The organism is Desulfobulbus rhabdoformis (genome assembly GCF_016919065.1).
GTDB classification, from domain to species: Bacteria; Desulfobacterota; Desulfobulbia; order Desulfobulbales; family Desulfobulbaceae; genus Desulfobulbus; species Desulfobulbus rhabdoformis.
Map to the genome: position 1 here is coordinate 24,852 of NZ_JAFFQA010000026.1, position 16,401 is coordinate 41,252.

At 51.3% G+C, this 16,401-nt stretch carries 16 protein-coding genes; 11 read left to right on the forward strand and 5 right to left on the reverse strand.

The window, feature by feature from the left end; genetic code table 11:
* Positions 1-411: 411 nt before the first annotated feature.
* The 7 genes from tolQ to JWJ90_RS14100 all read left to right on the forward strand — a co-directional run bounded on the left by tolQ (position 412) and on the right by JWJ90_RS14100 (position 6,633).
* Entirely contained in the window at positions 412-1,104 is a 693-nt protein-coding gene (tolQ, locus tag JWJ90_RS14070; protein WP_205227867.1) for a protein TolQ, read from the forward strand.
* A gap of 3 nt (positions 1,105-1,107) precedes the next feature.
* Complete coding sequence (gene tolR / locus JWJ90_RS14075; protein ID WP_205227868.1) at positions 1,108-1,533, forward strand: protein TolR; 426 nt, start codon at positions 1,108-1,110, stop codon at positions 1,531-1,533.
* Between the two features lie 20 nt (positions 1,534-1,553).
* Positions 1,554-2,633 (forward strand): cell envelope integrity protein TolA, encoded by a 1,080-nt coding sequence (gene tolA, locus JWJ90_RS14080; RefSeq protein ID WP_205227869.1) that lies wholly within the window; start codon positions 1,554-1,556, stop codon positions 2,631-2,633.
* 248 nt (positions 2,634-2,881) lie between these two features.
* A complete protein-coding gene (locus JWJ90_RS14085; protein ID WP_205227870.1) occupies positions 2,882-4,165 on the forward strand; it encodes a PD40 domain-containing protein in 1,284 nt (427 codons plus the stop codon).
* Between the two features lie 123 nt (positions 4,166-4,288).
* Entirely contained in the window at positions 4,289-5,392 is a 1,104-nt protein-coding gene (locus JWJ90_RS14090; protein WP_205227871.1) for a tetratricopeptide repeat protein, read from the forward strand.
* Positions 5,393-5,410: 18 nt separating this feature from the next.
* Complete coding sequence (locus JWJ90_RS14095; RefSeq protein ID WP_205227872.1) at positions 5,411-6,181, forward strand: TlyA family rRNA (cytidine-2'-O)-methyltransferase; 771 nt, start codon at positions 5,411-5,413, stop codon at positions 6,179-6,181.
* Positions 6,178-6,633, forward strand: a complete 456-nt coding sequence (locus JWJ90_RS14100) for an SH3 domain-containing protein (RefSeq protein ID WP_205227873.1) — start codon at positions 6,178-6,180, stop codon at positions 6,631-6,633. The genes JWJ90_RS14095 and JWJ90_RS14100 overlap by 4 nt, the downstream gene beginning before the upstream one ends.
* Positions 6,634-6,779: 146 nt before the next feature.
* On the opposite strand, the gene lon is transcribed toward JWJ90_RS14100, so the two are convergent.
* From lon to JWJ90_RS14120, 4 genes are all read right to left on the reverse strand, one after another.
* Positions 6,780-8,804 (reverse strand): endopeptidase La, encoded by a 2,025-nt coding sequence (gene lon, locus JWJ90_RS14105; protein WP_205227874.1) that lies wholly within the window; start codon positions 8,802-8,804, stop codon positions 6,780-6,782.
* Between the two features lie 222 nt (positions 8,805-9,026).
* Positions 9,027-9,317, reverse strand: coding sequence for a hypothetical protein (locus JWJ90_RS14110; RefSeq protein WP_205227875.1), 291 nt, complete (start codon positions 9,315-9,317; stop codon positions 9,027-9,029).
* A gap of 91 nt (positions 9,318-9,408) precedes the next feature.
* Positions 9,409-10,458 carry a sulfite exporter TauE/SafE family protein gene (locus JWJ90_RS14115; RefSeq protein WP_420828918.1) on the reverse strand — a complete coding sequence of 350 codons (1,050 nt, stop codon included), beginning with the start codon at positions 10,456-10,458 and terminating at the stop codon, positions 9,409-9,411.
* A gap of 498 nt (positions 10,459-10,956) precedes the next feature.
* Positions 10,957-11,295, reverse strand: a complete 339-nt coding sequence (locus JWJ90_RS14120) for a hypothetical protein (RefSeq protein ID WP_205227876.1) — start codon at positions 11,293-11,295, stop codon at positions 10,957-10,959.
* Between the two features lie 710 nt (positions 11,296-12,005).
* On the opposite strand from JWJ90_RS14120, the gene JWJ90_RS14125 reads away from it, so the two are divergent.
* From JWJ90_RS14125 to JWJ90_RS14135, 3 genes are read left to right on the forward strand one after another with little or no spacing between them, the layout of a single operon-like run.
* The gene (locus tag JWJ90_RS14125; protein WP_205227877.1) at positions 12,006-12,812 is read left to right on the forward strand and encodes a universal stress protein; all 807 of its coding nucleotides are present in this window, start codon (positions 12,006-12,008) and stop codon (positions 12,810-12,812) included.
* Between the two features lie 24 nt (positions 12,813-12,836).
* A complete protein-coding gene (locus tag JWJ90_RS14130) occupies positions 12,837-13,733 on the forward strand; it encodes a universal stress protein (RefSeq protein WP_205227878.1) in 897 nt (298 codons plus the stop codon).
* Between the two features lie 55 nt (positions 13,734-13,788).
* The gene (locus JWJ90_RS14135) at positions 13,789-14,196 is read left to right on the forward strand and encodes a YkgJ family cysteine cluster protein (RefSeq protein ID WP_205227879.1); all 408 of its coding nucleotides are present in this window, start codon (positions 13,789-13,791) and stop codon (positions 14,194-14,196) included.
* Between the two features lie 68 nt (positions 14,197-14,264).
* Here the strand turns inward: JWJ90_RS14135 and JWJ90_RS14140 are convergent, their stop codons facing one another.
* Positions 14,265-15,263, reverse strand: coding sequence for an aldo/keto reductase (locus tag JWJ90_RS14140; protein ID WP_240194946.1), 999 nt, complete (start codon positions 15,261-15,263; stop codon positions 14,265-14,267).
* Between the two features lie 136 nt (positions 15,264-15,399).
* Here JWJ90_RS14140 and JWJ90_RS14145 point away from each other — a divergent pair, with 136 nt between their 5' ends.
* Positions 15,400-16,290: a LysR substrate-binding domain-containing protein gene (locus tag JWJ90_RS14145; RefSeq protein ID WP_205227880.1), complete on the forward strand. Its 891-nt coding sequence runs from the start codon at positions 15,400-15,402 to the stop codon at positions 16,288-16,290.
* Positions 16,291-16,401: the final 111 nt, after the last annotated feature.

A 16,401-nucleotide genomic window follows, 5' to 3' on the forward strand; every position in this document is an offset into this window, starting at 1 on the left:
TCATACCTCCGACACCAAGAAGACGAGGAAATCTACAGTAAATGGTTGAGGAAATACGGTACGGATTTTTCCTCTCGCTCCATGTGCCATCACGGATTTATACTGAAAAAAGGTTCAAAAAGATTTGTACAATATCTCGAGTTCAAGGTCGACAGATTTATGAAATTCGTATATGATTTTGGGTCATTGAAAACAGCCACTTTCGGCGGTCCATGCCGCCTTCACAGGGTGAACCGCTCAGGTAGAACCATGCCTTTGGCCCTCTTTGCATACTTTGTCGCAACCGACAGACAGCAATGCTTCAACGGGCCACAATCCCAAATTCGCTTGTATGTTGCCAATATCTCTTACTGTCGCGTGATGTGATTTCGTGGACAGGCGCAATTCATTATCTTAACCGGAAGGAACAACGTGGATTTATCTATTTTTCAAAGTATGATGCATGCCGGGATCATGGGCAAATTGATTATGCTTATTTTGCTCTTGTTTTCCCTTGCCTCTTGGTCTGTTATTTTTATGAAATTTTTTACGTACCGGCGAGCTCGGAATGCCTCAATGGATTTTCTCGATGCCTTCTGGGAAAGCAAAACTCTGAACGACGCCTATGCCGCGGCAAGAGAATTTGCTCTGAGTCCGGAGGCGGCCGTCTTTGTCTCCGGGTATGCGGAGCTGAAAAAGATCAGCCAGGCACGGGCCAGTGGGCAAGTGACACCAACACTTGAAGGGCAGCTGGCAACCATGGATAACCTGAAGCGGGCGGTACGAAAAGCCCAGGTGGTAGAGTCCGATCGCCTGGCGAGTTCACTTGGAGTCTTGGCCACAACCGGCAGCGCCACGCCTTTTATCGGCCTGTTTGGAACGGTCTGGGGAATCATGGCTTCCTTCCAAAATATCGGCGAACGTGGTTCCGCCTCGCTGGCCGTTGTAGCGCCTGGTATTTCCGAGGCATTGATCGCCACAGCCGCAGGCTTGGCTGCTGCTATTCCCGCGGTGATCTTTTTTAATTACTTCTCCAACAAGGTCGCTGAGTTTGACTCCAATGTTGAAGGGTTCAGTACTGATTTTATCAATTTGATCGAGCGTGATATTCTGACCAGGACGTGATCTATGGGACCATTAGATACCAGAAGAGGGCGCAGGCCTGCGGTGATGGCCGAGATTAATGTCACACCGCTTGTCGATGTCATGCTTGTGTTGTTGATTATCTTCATGGTCACCGCGCCGATGATGACCCAGGGGCTTGAGGTCGACCTGCCGGAGGCCACCACCAAGGCTTTAGACCAGCAGGAAGAACCACTGGTGGTGACCATCACCAAAGAGGGGGAAGTCTACCTGAAAAAAGAGAAGATGACCCCGGAGCTGCTCAGAGAACGTCTTGTTTCGATGTCCCAGGAGAAGAAAGCCGAAGGCATCTTCTTACGGGCGGATAAAACCGTTGCTTACGGGGTGGTCACATCAACCATGGCAGATATTCATGGAGCAGGCTTTGATAAGCTGGGCATGATCACCGTTCCGGCAGAACAAGAAAAATAAGAGGAAGTAGGCTGCCAATCGTGCATTTTACAGAAACCGACTTCTTTTATCAGCAACAGCAGGCCGACAATCGCTGGGGCCTGGCTTTACTCGTTGCCCTGATTGTACACCTTGGTTTTGGGCTGAGCCTTTACTGGGTGCCGTCACTTTTTTCCACACCACCCATTGTTGAAGAGGTGGTCTCTGTCAGCCTTGTAACCCTGACTGAAGCTGGCGGGGACGGCCCCCGTCCCTCACCACCTCAGCAGACAGAGCCCACCCCAACGCCTCCGCCAACTGTGCCTCCCCCTGAACCAAAGCTCGCTGCCGCCCCGCAACCTGCCGCCTCAGCCCCTGAAGAGCCGGTCGCCATCGAGCCAGAACCTCTGCCGCAGCCGGTCCCTGCAGTCACCGCACCTGCCAAGCCGACTTCTCCTATTTCGCTTACACCGACAAAGCGAAAAGTGATAAAGTCCAAGGACACAAGGCTTGTTGAAGAGAAGCGTGCAGAGCGCAGGCGTGAAGAGCAGGCTCTGCAGAAAAAGATTGCTGAGCGACAAAAAATTGTCGAAGAACGGCGACGCCAGGTCGAAGCCAAAAGAAGGGCCGAAGAAAAAAGAAAGGCGGAGGAGCAGCGTCAGCGAGAGCGCGCCCGGGCTCTGGCTCAGCAGAAACAGCGTCAGGCTGAAAAAGAAGCCCGAGAGGCCGCTGCTGAGGCTCGGCAACTGGCCCAAGAACTGGCGCGCATCAGCAGTCAGCATGCAGCCTTAAACGAGGCCATGCAGCAAACAGGGACCGGTGGTCGTGCCACTGCACGCTCTATCGTAGGAGAAAACTACGTGAGTTCGGTGCTTGCCCGGATTAAAGGTGTTTGGAAGCTCCCCAATACTCGTCTTTGGGATAATCGGCTTTATGCGAATGTGGTGATCACGATAAATCGTCAGGGGCACCTGGTGGGCATCAGGTTTGACCGTCGTTCAGGTGACCCCCAGTTTGATCAGGTGGTGGAAAAAACCATTCACAGAGCTGCCCCCATGCCGCCTTTTCCTGCAATGATGCAGGGGAAGACCGTGGAGGTCGGTGGCAACTTCAATACCCGCGAACTCAATCAAATGCGTTAAAATTACAGCAAAAACTATTCAATTTTTTTTCGTATGCCAGGTATACTTTAGGGTGTCTTGAATAATTAGATTTTTCAATCAAGGTCAAGGATTGCTGACAATTTTACCGCAGGCATATAGTTGATATCGGAGTCTTCGCTTACCTCCGAGGATAAAATTTTCAGCATGACGCCGAGATTGGCAGAAAAAGCAATTATTCAAGATTCCCTTTACCTGAGGCTCTTCCATTCGATACCTATCAAGAGACTATGATGCGCACCTTTCCCCATTTTTTTTCACTGATCCTTGCACTTGTCTTCTGCATCCACCTCTTCCCCTCTTCTCTTTGGGCTGAAGAACAGACCTACTACGATATAAGCGCCTCCGGCGTGCGTAAGATCATGTTGGCCGTGCCCCCCTTTGCCGGAAACAGCAATCAGGGAAAATTTGTGGCAGAGCTTTTAAGCCGTGGCCTGGAACTGCATGGGTTTATCGGTGTCGTAGGTTCAAATCGATATGGCGGCAGCCGATCAGCTGACTGGAAGTCTGCAGGGGCCGACTATGTTGTCTTGGGAGAGCTCAATGAAGACGCCAGTGGTCTCACGGTACAGGGGCAGATTCTCGATGTAGCCGCAAATCAACTGCTGGCCGGAAGACGCCTCCATGGTTCCATTGCTCAGCTTGAGGATATGACCCTGCGCCTTTGTGATGCCTTGATTCAAGATTTTACCGGGGAACCCGGAGTGTCGCGAACCCGTATCGCCTTTGTTTCTGACGGAAGCGGCTATAAGGAAATATATATCTCCGACATCCTTGGCAACCATCCCAAACAGATCACGCGGCATCGGGCGCTCTGCGTCGCCCCCCGCTTTACCCCGGATGGACATCATTTAAGTTATTCCAGTTACCACCATGGCAACCAGGATCTCTACATCACTGATCTCCGTCAGAGCCGCTCCACCCGAGCCATATCCCGGCGCAAGGGGCTCAATCTTGCCCCGGGCTATAGCCCCAACGGGAAGAGCATGATTCTTACTTTGAGCAAATACGGGAACCCGGACCTGTTTTCCATGGACATGCAGGGGCATATTCTGGGACAACTCACCTCAGGTTCCGGAATCAATGTCTCTCCATCCTTTTCTCCTGATGGTCGACAGATTGCCTTTGTGTCCGATCGCAGTGGACGGCCCAATGTCTATGTCATGGCCGCTGCAGGAGGCCCCGCCAAACGGTTGACCTTTAAATGTTCGGAGAACTCTGAGCCCGCCTGGTCGCCCAAGGGGGATGAGATTGCCTTTACCGGTTTGATTGACGGAAAGTATCAGCTTTTCATTATGGATTCCAGTGGCGGCCATGTACGCCAGGTTACCAGCGGAGATGGGAGTTATGAATCGCCGACCTGGGCTCCCGATAGTCGCCTGCTGGCGGTGACTCGCAAGAGCGGCAGCCGTTCGGAACTCTGTGTTGTCAGTAAAAACAGCCGGGAAGTCCGTACGCTTTTTCCGTTGCGGGGCAATCAATCCTATCCACAGTGGTCAGGACGGCTCCCCTAAAACCTGAATGCGTGAGAGTAAGGGCGTGCATGCTCACGAACTCAGGTATTACACACGTACTTTTTCTGCCGATTCAGGCGTGAGAAAATGATGCACATGCATTTATATAGAGGAGGTTTGCTGATGAAAAAAATACGAAACATAGCCCTCGCTGGCTGTTCCCTTATGCTCTTGACCCAGTGTGCCACCCAGGAAGAGCTGCGTAGTCTCCAGTTTCAGTTACGGGCAATGAATCAGAAGCTGGAAAATGTCAAGTCCACCACCGTCAATCAGATGCAGCAGCGTCAGGCTAGTTCCGTGACCAAACTTGATCAGGTGGAAAACGAGACCATGCGTATCCGCTCAAACCTGCAAGAAAATCAGGGGCAGACAGAACGTTTTCGGAGTGAAGTGACTCAGAACATTACCGGTCTCCAGGCCGCAGTGGAGGGAAATCGTCAGGAAACAACCGACCAGCTCGCTCAGCTTGACCAGCGAATTAGAGTATTAGAACAAAAGCTCGACGTGGCAGTGGATAACTTTACGTCCATCCAACAGCAGAGGGTCGACGAGGCAAAACGTCGTGCGCGTGAAGCCGAACAACGAGCCCTGGAGTTGCAACGCCGGGCAAAAGAGAAATCACGGACAGCACCTACTGCCAGTATCCAATCCTCGGGGAATGGTTTGCCCAGCGGAAAGCTGGTCCGCCAGGCCCCCAGAGGCAAAAAAGCCCATCTGGCCGCACCACCACCGGCGGAAGAGAAAACTGTAACCACTGCCAGCTCGACTGTGCAGAAAACAACCACTGAAAGTCCGAAACAGTCGGCAACCCCGACCAAAGTGGAGTCCGCTGCCAGCCCGGAGAAAAGTGCACCCGTGGCTAAAACCGATCCGTTTTCCAAAGGAATGGATGCATTTGCCAGCAAAGATTACAAGAGCGCGTATAAGCAGTTTGAGCAGTCGCTGGCCGCCGATCCCAATGGTGCCCAGGCCGGAAAGACCCTCTTCTATATGGGGGAATCGCTGTTTAACCAGGGCGAATACGACCTGGCCATTCTTGACTACCAAAAGGTTATCTCCAACCACGCAAGAGATGCGCATACTCCAGGCGCTCTCTTGAAACAGGGGCTGGCCTTTGAACAGCTCACCGATAATGAGACCGCAAAGATCATTTATAAAAAATTGATCAGTGATCATGCCGGCAGCAAAGAGGCCGTCGAGGCGAAAGAGCGTTTAGAAAAGCTGTAATCGAGTATTTTGGCAAAGGTGAACAAAAAACGTCTGGATGCCCTGTTAGTCAGTCGCGGTTTAGCGAAGAACATCGATACTGCACGTCGGCTTATCGGTGCCGGTGCGGTGTTGATTAACGAAATGGTGAACGATAAGGTCGGAGCTCAGGTCGCTGTTGATGCACAGGTTAAGGTGAAAGAGGGGAAACGCTATGTGAGCCGGGGAGGGGATAAGCTGGAGTCAGCACTGGTGACCCTGCCGCTTAACCCCTCCGGCATGATCTGCGCGGATATTGGCAGTTCTACTGGTGGTTTTACCGACTGTTTGCTCCAGCATGGAGCCAGGCAGGTCTACTGTGTAGATGTCGGCTATGGCCTGCTCGCCTGGAAGCTGCGCAGTGATGAGCGAGTGGTCGTCCACGAGCGGACCAATGCCCGCTATATTACCCATGAGCTGATTCCCAAGGCCATAGATTTGGCCGTGATCGATGCATCCTTTATCTCTCTGGAGCCGCTTCTGCCCCCCTTACTGCCCCTCTACGGTGAGAATCCGGTCCGTGTTCTCGCCCTTGTAAAACCACAGTTTCAATTGCCCAGAGAGGTCATCGAAAAAGGGGGGGTGGTCAGAGATAGTGCGCTCCATCAACAGGCCCTGGCCATGGTTGAGAAGTTTGGGGCTGAGCTTGGCTTGCACTGTGAGCAAATCGTGCCCTCAGGGGTCTGCGGGACCAAAGGAAATCAAGAGTTTTTTATGCTCCTGACAAACATCGTCTCGGAGCAACAAGGGGGCCTACAAAACAAGCAATGAAACACTACCTCAAAATTTTGACTGTAAGCGCACTCCTGGGTGCGTTTTTTTTATGTTCCTCTGCTCTGGCAAAACAATACCTCAGTGTGGCCCAAGATGGGATTAATGTTCGGTCAGGCCCGGGAACCGATACAACCATTATTTATGAATTTCCACAGGGATATCCGTTGGAGGTCTTGGAACACCACGGGCAGTGGCTGAAGGTGGTGGATTATGAGGGGGCTAAAGGGTATGTTTTTTCAAGCTTGTTGACGCAAGATCCCCATGTGATTGTCAGCGTGAAGGATGGCAATGTACGCTCTGATCCCAGCATTAAAGAGGATAACATCGTCGGGACCGTTGTTCAGGATGTTATTTTTGAAAAAATTGACCAGAAGGGGGATTGGGTGCAGGTACGGCATCCGCAGCTTGAGGGCTGGGTGCATAAGAGTCTGCTTTGGCCGCACTATTAATCTAGCTGCTTTTTCTCCTGCATCCATGAGCATTCATCGGTACGGCGGGGGAAACTGAACAACACGTGGTTTTGTTAAAATATATCGTCCGAGTATACGGCTACATTGTTCAGTACCCACCCGCAGTCACGGATTCATGTTTCTTTTCAGGACTCCATGAGAACCCTAGCAATAAGCTCATCCACATTGTGAATGAGGAACACCTCCATTCCCTTGGTGACATCTTCGGGCAGGGATTGGTATTCCTCGCTGTTTTCAGCGGGAAGGATAACGCAGCTCAACCCTGCGCGCTGTGCCGCCAAGAGTTTTTCCCGTATGCCGCTGACAGGGAGTACCCTGCCACTGAGTGACATTTCCCCAGTCATTGCCACATCCGGTCGTGCTTTTTTGCCCGTCATCAGCGAGAGCAGGGCCGCAAAGATGGTAATGCCCGCCGAGGGACCATCTTTGGAGACAGCGCCGGCTGGAAAGTGAATGTGGATATCACGCTCAGCAAAGAGCTGGTCATCAATATTGAATTCCTGGGCGCGGCTTCGAATCAGACTCAGGGCAGCTTTTGCCGATTCCTGGAGCACCTCGCCAAGCGAGCCCGTCAAGGTCAGTTGTCCGGTGCCCTTCATGGCAGCGGTCTCCACGCTGATAATTTCACCACCGGTGGCTGACCAGACCAGCCCGGTTGTAATCCCGATTTTGGGATCACGGTCCATGCCGTTTCGCAGGTACCTGCGTGGTCCCAGAAGACGGGTGATGGTATCGCTCTCCACCTGGTTGTCAAATTGGCCGCTTTCGGTGTCAACTTTTTGCAGGGCGAGTTTTCTACAGATGTTTGCCACCTCCCTCTCCAGATTACGCAACCCCGATTCACGGGTGTAATCCACCACTAATTTTTCAACGGCCTCCCGACTGAATTCCACCTGATCACTTCCCAGCCCGGATGCTTTCAGTTGCCTGGGGATGATAAAGCGCTTGGCGATATCGATTTTTTCCAAATCGGTGTAGCCGGAAAATTCTATGATTTCTATGCGGTCCAGTAAAGGACCAGGGAGTTTGGATAGATCGTTTGCCGTGGCGATGAACATGATCCGGGAGAGATCAAAGGGGATGTCGAGGTAATGATCCATGAAATGGACATTTTGCTCCGGGTCGAGCACCTCGAGCATGACGGAGGCAGGATCGCCGCGAAAATCCTGGCCGATTTTATCGAGCTCGTCCAGCATGAAGACCGGGTTGTTGACGCCCGCTCTTTTGATTTCGGTAATAATCCGGCCAGGCATGGCCCCCACATAGGTCCGGCGATGCCCGCGCAATTCCGCCTCGTCTTTAAGGCCGGCAAAGGAGACGCGGATAAATTTCATCTGCAGTGCCTCGGCAATGGCACGGCCCACTGAGGTTTTTCCCGTACCGGGAGGGCCGGTAAAACAGAGAATGGGGCCCTTGCCAATGGAGCTGACCTGCTTTTGCCCCAACTCCTCGGCAACAATCTTACGGAGTTCACTTAAATTAACCGGTTTACCCAGGTAATGGGCCGCTCCGTTTTTTAATGCCTTGACTGCAGAATCCACCGTGGCAAAGCCTGTGACCATGATAACCGGAATCTCCTGGTAGGTGCGGTTTACCTCATGCAGGAGTTCCAGGCCGTCCATCTTATCCATCTTGAGATCGCTGACGATAAGATCTATCTCTTCACTTTCTAAAATCTGCAGGGCTTCTATGCCGTTTTTAGCGCATTTACAGGCATAGCCATCTTTTGTAAGGATGTGCTCCATGTTGACGCGGGCAATGTCCTCATCGTCAACGATCAAGATGGTCTGCTGGACAGCATCACGCAGAGTTTTTGCAGCGAGAAACTCCAGAATTCTCTGCTTGACGTGGGCGAGACCAGAGTGGCGGGCATCAAGAATTTTTCGAGCCCTCTGCAGTTCCAGATCACAGACCGAGGATTCATTCCAGGGGAGGGCTGTGATCAGGTCGATGTAGTTTAAGCCAAGCGAATATTCAGCAAGTCCTGGTTCTGACTGTTCGAGTTTTTTCAGTTCCCGTTGAGCAGCATCAATTGCATGTTGGGGTAATTTGCTCTCCTCCAGGTTCTTCCGGATCAGTTCAAGCTGGGAATCATCCGGGGATTTTTGAGGTACTGGTTCGGGTTCAGAGTCCCGTTTGCGGAAAAACATGCTCACAGCTCCTTTTATGACCGGCAGTTGAGAGTGAGAAACTCTATGTGCGTAAGGAAATTAAATACAGATTTCAAGCATGTTCAAAATTTTATCTTTGGAAACAGAGGGGGCAGATTCCAAAGATAAAATTTTGAGTGGGGGTAGATTATCAGCATCTACAAGTTGAGCAACACACTACTCAAAAAAGAATTGCAGGGGAAGGGTACGCCCCTGTGTTCGCTACGAGAGCTGCATCCGTTGAGCAGATCTTCTCTTTTTTGTCTTGGTTTGCCTGCGACTTGTATGATCCGATTTTGGTGTAGTGGGGGAGAGTTGCCTGGTTTCTTTCCCGGTTATATCTGACCTGAAAAAAAACATATACCAGTCAGGTCGTGTGCTTTTATGACTTTTTACGGGCTTGGAAGTAGCCTGCTGCGCAGTTTTTCGATAGATACATGTGGCTGCCTGCCAGACAAGATGCAGAACACCTACACCAATGACGGCTGCTGTGAAGAACAATCCTGATTCCATAACCGCCTCCTGAGAGGGAGATATAGCCCCGTTTGGGGCCATATCTCCATTTTTATATTGAAGGGAATCCTGAATATTGACTCGGAGCTGATCAGTGTTGTTGCACAACACCCGCAGCGTTTTCTTCGGCTCGAGCCTGCACCATTCCTTTGATCATGGCCACCGTGATAATGATGCCTGCCACCGCCAGTGCCACCATGAGTGCCCAGAAACTTACAGAGTTGAGGGCAACACCCAGTTTATCATTGAGGGCTGCGATGAGGTTAAGATCAGAGAGGTAGCCAGGGATTTTTGCTCCACGGGAAACAGCGACAATCAGCATGACTGCGGACATTACCAGTTTGATCGTATAATCTTTGACATACGTGGTACCCAGAGCACCAAGCTGTACACCGATAAGAGAACCAGCGAGGATCAATAAAGTCATGCGAATATCAATCAAACCGGAGATACCCCACTGAACGGAGCCCCAGGCACCCATAATAAAGGCAACAACCAACTCGGTTGCGCTGGAGACGAGGGCTGATGCACCGATGACGTAAATCATACCGGGGACGCCGATAAACCCGCCAACGGCGATGGTGGCCGCAAGCATACCGGTCAGAAGACCAACGGGGATGGTGATCCAGGCGGAGATACGCAGTTTGGCAACCTTGAACTCCATCATCGGCCAGAGATTGATCCTCTGGAGTTTCATGGCCAAAACAGGGGTTTTTTCTTCTGCTGAACCTTTGGAGAGTTTGATGGCATCCATCAGGACATAGGCGCCGACTACAACGAGGACAAAAACAAAGACAACACTCACGTAGAGATTGGAGCCTGCATTTCCCCAGTGGTCGAGGATGAATTTCTGAATTTTAATACCAACCTGCACACCAATAATGGCAGTAACCGCCATAACCAGACCAAGTTTGATGTCTGCCTGACCATACTTCCACCGTTTATAGGCGCCAACCATGGCCTTGGGAAATTTGTGACACATGTTCGAGGCAACCGCAACCGCACCAGGAGCACCAAGAGACATCATGGCCGGGGTCAGGACAAAGGCACCACCGGAGCCGATAAACCCGGAGAGCAGGCCACCGATGAGGCCAATTATCAGGAAAGCGATAATTTTAGTTACGGTCATATCCATGAACATAACCGAAACGTCCTTAATCACATTGGGGCCCGCGTGGGTATCCAGGCTGACCAGAACCTTCTTGTCCATGGGGATGTCATCAACGGTCATGCCTTCGCCTAAATGCAATACCCGTACTCCATCATGCCCATCAACCTTGATGCTCGCATCCATGGTTTTGGTATCAATGGTGGTGAAAACACCTTTGACCACATTTTTAGGGGGAGGGCCACCTGCATAGGCCTGGTGTATTCCTGGTGTCAAGAGCAGGACTGTAAGGATTATCAAGACTAATCTTTTCATCGATTTTTTCTCCTCTGGTGTTCTGTGTGTTTCCAAATAATTCCCTGATTTCATCAGCATGGGGGCATTGATCGCACTGCTTGCTCTGCATGAGCGTACAATGCTGATGCGTTCCCGAACGGGAGGCTAAGGAGGCTGAGCGGGCAAAATTCTTTTAACGAAATTTGTGAAGCCCCGGGATGATACGTTGCTCAGCGACCAGTAGCGTTAACGGCATCAGTGACTACTTTTTGCTTCCAACCCGAGTACGGTTAAGAAATTGCTGGCAAATGCTCCGTGGACAAAAGAAAAAAGGAAAGCAGTGAGAACGGGAAAGGCCGCGTGCCAACCACCAAGGGTATAGGTCTGGGTAACAAGCGTCTCTTTGGAGAATAATAAAAGATAGGCGCCCAAAGACAGCGCTCCGAAGAAGACCATTTTGCCCACAGGCTTTTTGGGGGTATAGGCGGTTTGCGTGGCTGTGGAAGTCGAGGTGGCTTTGCTTCGGCCTACAGCGCTACTTTCTTTGGTCGAGTTGACGTGCAATTGAGCCTGGTGCGTTTCGTTCTGGATCATTGTTTTCTCCATTGAGTTGAAATATTGGGGATCCTTGTGAACCCAGCCATATCCTTTCATACGGTCAAGTCGGAGTTCCCGATGGGCTGACTAAAAACAGATGGGCGCGATCTGCCTTGCACCGTGCCTCTCTGGTCGTTCGAGCCCAGATGCGACAAACACCTCTAAAATTGCAATCGTGGTGCCAAAAAGATTGGTTGAGAAAATGCAATGATAACGGAAGGTTACTCTTTGTTGCTTTTTGGGGAGGAATGTTGCATAATGCAACAAGCGGGTGGGGTGGTATTGTTAAATTTCTTTTATATTAAGTAGTTATATTATTTTTTTTACAGGGAGTCTTGGCTGTTGCAGTATGCAACATGCAGGGGAAGGGATTTTGATGAAGTCCTTCTTGTGTCGAGGGGAGGGTGGGGACGGTAACTGACTTATTCTCCGGGGAAAAATTGGTTTGTGTTTGTTGGCCTCTGGTGGAAAACATTTTTTGCGGGGAAGGCTCTGTGTTCTTCAACATCTATTTGTTGCAAGATGCAACAAACCTCGCTGTCACCCGGGAGTGTTTACGCGTATAATAGTTTGTTATTCCAAGCTTATTTCAGGTTTTATTCAGTGGCATATTGTTTGCTTTACTCTCCCTGAGTTTGTGATGCTGTCTGGCTTATGCCCACGTATTACTATCACAGGTGGTGGTCCAACATTTATCGAGAAATTCCATGACACAGAAAAGCGAGCAGAGCATGAAAACCCACCAGGGGGGAAAGCAAGATGCACGGGAAGGAACCCCGCTTATTCTTATCGTCACCAAAAATGGGCGTGTGTCCGATGCGGCCATGAAGTATTCCCTTAATATTGCAGAGCGACTTGGCTACAGTCTGCTCGTAGCCTATGTCAACACCCTCCCGTTTCTTTGGGATGGAGGACGGCGGGATCGTTTTTTAGAAAAGGCTGCCAAAGAGAGTGATAGAGAGTTTCAGCAGCGGGCGTTAGGTCAAAGTATTGCGCTGAGTTCGGTCAAAGAGTATGGAAAGGTGGGCAAGGTGATCCATCGACTCTGCCACATTGTTAAGCGAATTGACATGGTTGTCGTCGATAAAGGAGTAAACCGGGAGGAGGCTGCATCCACCTCTCCCGTGCCTATTTACTGTGTTCAGGAGAAGAGCCACTCACCTCTGCAAAAGCTCCAGTATTTTCCCAAAAAATCGCCGCTTCCCCAATGCTTTCGTGGTCGCGCCACTCAACGAAAGGCGCTGTACAGTGCGGTGTTTCTCGGGCTCTGTGTAGTGGCGCTCTATGGGGTCTTCTATGCGTACCTGGATGCCATTATGCGGGATTGCTCCAAAGGTGGGGGCTATGCCCTGCTGCCCGTAGTGGCCACCAGTGTGTTTTTTCTTGTGCAGAATGCCTTTATCGGAGCTGTCGTTGCGGGGGTTAAAGCACGCAAGGCAGAGAGCGGGACAGGCGTATTTTGTTCTCCAAGCCAAGGTCCTCGCAGGCGACCATCCCATCATGCACAGCGATAATTCCTGAGAGGATAGAATCAAGCAATGAAAACGATCGTAGCAGCTATTGATACCTCTGAATCCAGTCGACTCGTGTTCCGGGAAGCCCTGGTCCTGGCGGTTTCCATCCGTGCCTCGGTTGTAGCGGTTTCTGTGACCCCCCAGTACGAGGGAAATATGAATCGTATGTGCCTGGAGAACACGGATGATCTGTTAAGTGAGCCATCACGCAAAATACTTGCGGAATCAAAAGAGTATGCCGAGTCATTGGGGCTTGAGCTGGAGACGATCCACCGTAAGGGAAAGGCTTCCAGCGAAATACTCGCTGTGGCTCGTGAAAAAAACGCGGCGGTTATCGTCCTTGGATGTGCAAGGAGACACCAGATTGAACGCATGCTGCTGGGGCGAACAACCGCTGAGGTTATCGCCGAGAGCCCTTGTGATGTCATGCTTCTGCCAGAACAGTCAACCATACGTCTTTCCAATATAGTCGTCGGTCTCAACGAGGCTGCGGCTAACCTGAGGGTTCAGGGGCGAGCCCTGGATATTGCCAGGAGCTATGGAGGAAAGGTGACAGGGCTCTATGCCGTCTATTTGCCAACGGAGAAAGCGTTACGCTATGGAGTGATACGTGATGCCGAAGTCAATGCGAGGGGTGTGCTTAGGGCATTTGAGCAGCGTGCTCTTGAATTTGATGTGCCGGCGACCACGAAAATCAGTTGGGATCCGCCTGAAAAAGCGCTGGTCGACTACAGTACTGCCAATGAGGTTGATATTATTGTGGTCGGGGCAGAAAATAACGCGTCTCTCCTTGAGGCATGGGGAGGGAGTTTAATTGAGCGGTTGGCCTCCTCAACCTGTTGTCCGGTTCTCATCGCCAGGTGCGTCGGGGAGTTCAGCCAGCAAAGGCGAGGGAACAGCGCTTTTGTTTTTGAAGAGTAAGCATTCTTCTTTGTTTTATGGTACAGAGGGACTTTTTTTTGCAAAGGCCCGTACCATGGCACGTTCAGTATTAACCCACGCAACCCTCGAAGACACCTCCACCTGGAAAAAGTACAGTGCAAAACTCTGCAAAACCTGCAACGCCACCTGCTGCAGTCTCGCGGTGGAAGTGCAAGCTCCCGATCTTGTCCGCATGGGACTGATGGAGTCCTTCGAACTGGAAAGCGATTTGAAATTTTTCGCCAGAAAGTTGATGAAACAACGCCTGGTTGAACATTTTCATCATAAAAGCGGTACCTTCACCCTGGCCAGAATGGCCAATGGTGACTGCATCTATCTCGATGCAGTCACTCGCCGCTGCACCATTTACCCCAAACGTCCCGATACCTGCCGCAATCATCCCCGTATAGGCCCCCGCTCAGGCTACTGCGCCTTCATTCCCCGAGAGGCGGGGCGCAAGTAGAGTGGAGCTCGGATAACTATTTTCCTCAATCCGTGGGCATTCATCGGTTTGTCGGCTTCGTTGTTTGTTTACACATCAACTCCTTTCATTCCCTCAGGCGTATAGCGCTCCCCCTGAACCCTATACTGGCTCAGGATGGAGGCGATCTCTATGAGTTCATCCTCGGTGATTGCGATCTGTGCAGCCCCGGTATTTGCCTCAAGGTTTTCTATTTTTGTGGTTCCGGGGATGGGGATGATAGCCTCCCCCTGAGCCATGACCCAGGCCAGGGAAAGCTGGGCGAGGCTGCACCCCTTTTGTGTGGCTATGTCGGAGAGCCTCTGGGCTATCACCCTGTTGTTTTCGTACGCTTCCCCCTGGAAGCGCGGCAAGGAATTTCTGAAATCTTCAGCGACCCCTTTCTTGTGCGTCGATGCACTGAGCAGTCCCCTGCAGATGGGGCTGTAGGGAACGAAAGATATTCCCAGCTCTGCAGCCAGGGAGAGCATGCCCGCCTCCGGATCCCGTGTGAGCATGGAATACTCCGACTGGATGGCGGATAGGGGATGTTCTGCATGTGCTCTTTTCACTGTCGCCAGTGAAGGCTCGCTTATGCCAATTCCTTTCACCTTGCCTTCCTGGACAAGGCGTGCCATCTCGCCGATGGTCTCCTCAATGGGGATGGACGCATCCACACGGTGGATATAATAGAGATCGATGTAATCTGTCTTCAGTCGGAGGAGGCTCGCATCGCATGCAGCTCGCACATACGCGGGTGTGCCACAGATTTCTCTGGAGTACTCACCTTTTTTGCGGACAATACCGAACTTGGTCGCGATGACGGCTTCACCTCTCCGATCCTTGAGAGCGGAGGCGAGAAGTTGTTCATTGTGCCCGCTTCCATACATATCGGCTGTGTCAAAGAAGTTCACGCCCAGTTCCAGGGCACGGTGGATGAGGCGGCATCCTGCGGATTCTGTTACCGGTTTTCCATAAAACTCACTGAGCCCCATACATCCCAGGCCGATGGCCGAAACGAGAATATCACTGTTCCCAAGCCTTTTTTTTTCTACCATAGTATCAATCATAGCTTTTCTCTGTGTGTAGGGTTGTTTAACCACCCTCATTCTTCCTGAGGTGGCCTTTTATGGTGAAAGTAAGAAGGGATGGGTGATATGTGAAATATATCTTTTATACTTGTTTGAGATGTTTTAAATATCAGATATGGAAACAAGACATTTAAAGTACTTTGTGGCAGTGGCCGAGGAACTCCATTTTGGCAGGGCTGCCAAGCGACTTCATATCTCGCAGCCACCACTGAGTCAGCAGATTATGAAGTTTGAAGACGAGTTGGGGGTGGTTCTCTTTCTGCGTGATAAACGCTCCGTTGCCCTGACACCGGCGGGGAAGGTCCTTCTTCACGATGCTCGGCGTATTCTCCGGGAGATGGAAAGGGTGAAAGATAACCTGAAGGCCACAGTGGCCGGAACCGGAGGCAGCTTCGAGCTTGGTTATATTGCTCCTGCCCTGGATACTCCATTGGTCGAAGCAATAAAGCAGTTTAAACTCAGGTACCCCGGAGTACGATTGGGATTGACGGAGATGTCGACCGACAGGCAACTGGAAGCCCTGCAAAGAGGTGAGCTGGATGCGGCCGTTGTCAGACTTTTCGGGCATGATATCCGGGGGCTGTGCTCCAAAGAATTTCACAGAGAGTCCTACGCCCTTATCCTTCCTGCAGGCCACCGGCTGGCAGAGTCCAAAAGCGTAACAGTGGCAGAGCTTGCTGGCGAAGAGATGATTTTTTTTCCTCGAAAGGCGCAGCCGCAACTCTACGATACATGGATGCGTCTTTTTAACCGGTATGGACTGACCCCCCAAATAGTTCAGGAGGCCACAACCAAAGCAGCTTCTCTGGCGTTGGTTGCGGCGGGGATAGGCATCTCGATAGTGCCGGAAAGTCTTGTTCGCAGGGCTCCGCGGGAGGTGTTGTTTAAAAAACTGAGAGGTGACATCCCTTCCCTGGAATTTCATTGTGTCTACAACGGGTCTCTCTCCCACGCTGCTCGGGATAATTTTTTTCAGGTAGCGGAGGCTCTGCTCCTGAATCCGTGAGCACGGCGCAAAGGCTCATCTGCCAGCTGGTTTATTCTTCTTGTTCCCTTTGTTCCGCTTGATCATTTTGAGGGGCTTGTTCAAGGGGCTTGCTGCATTTTCTCCTTGCCA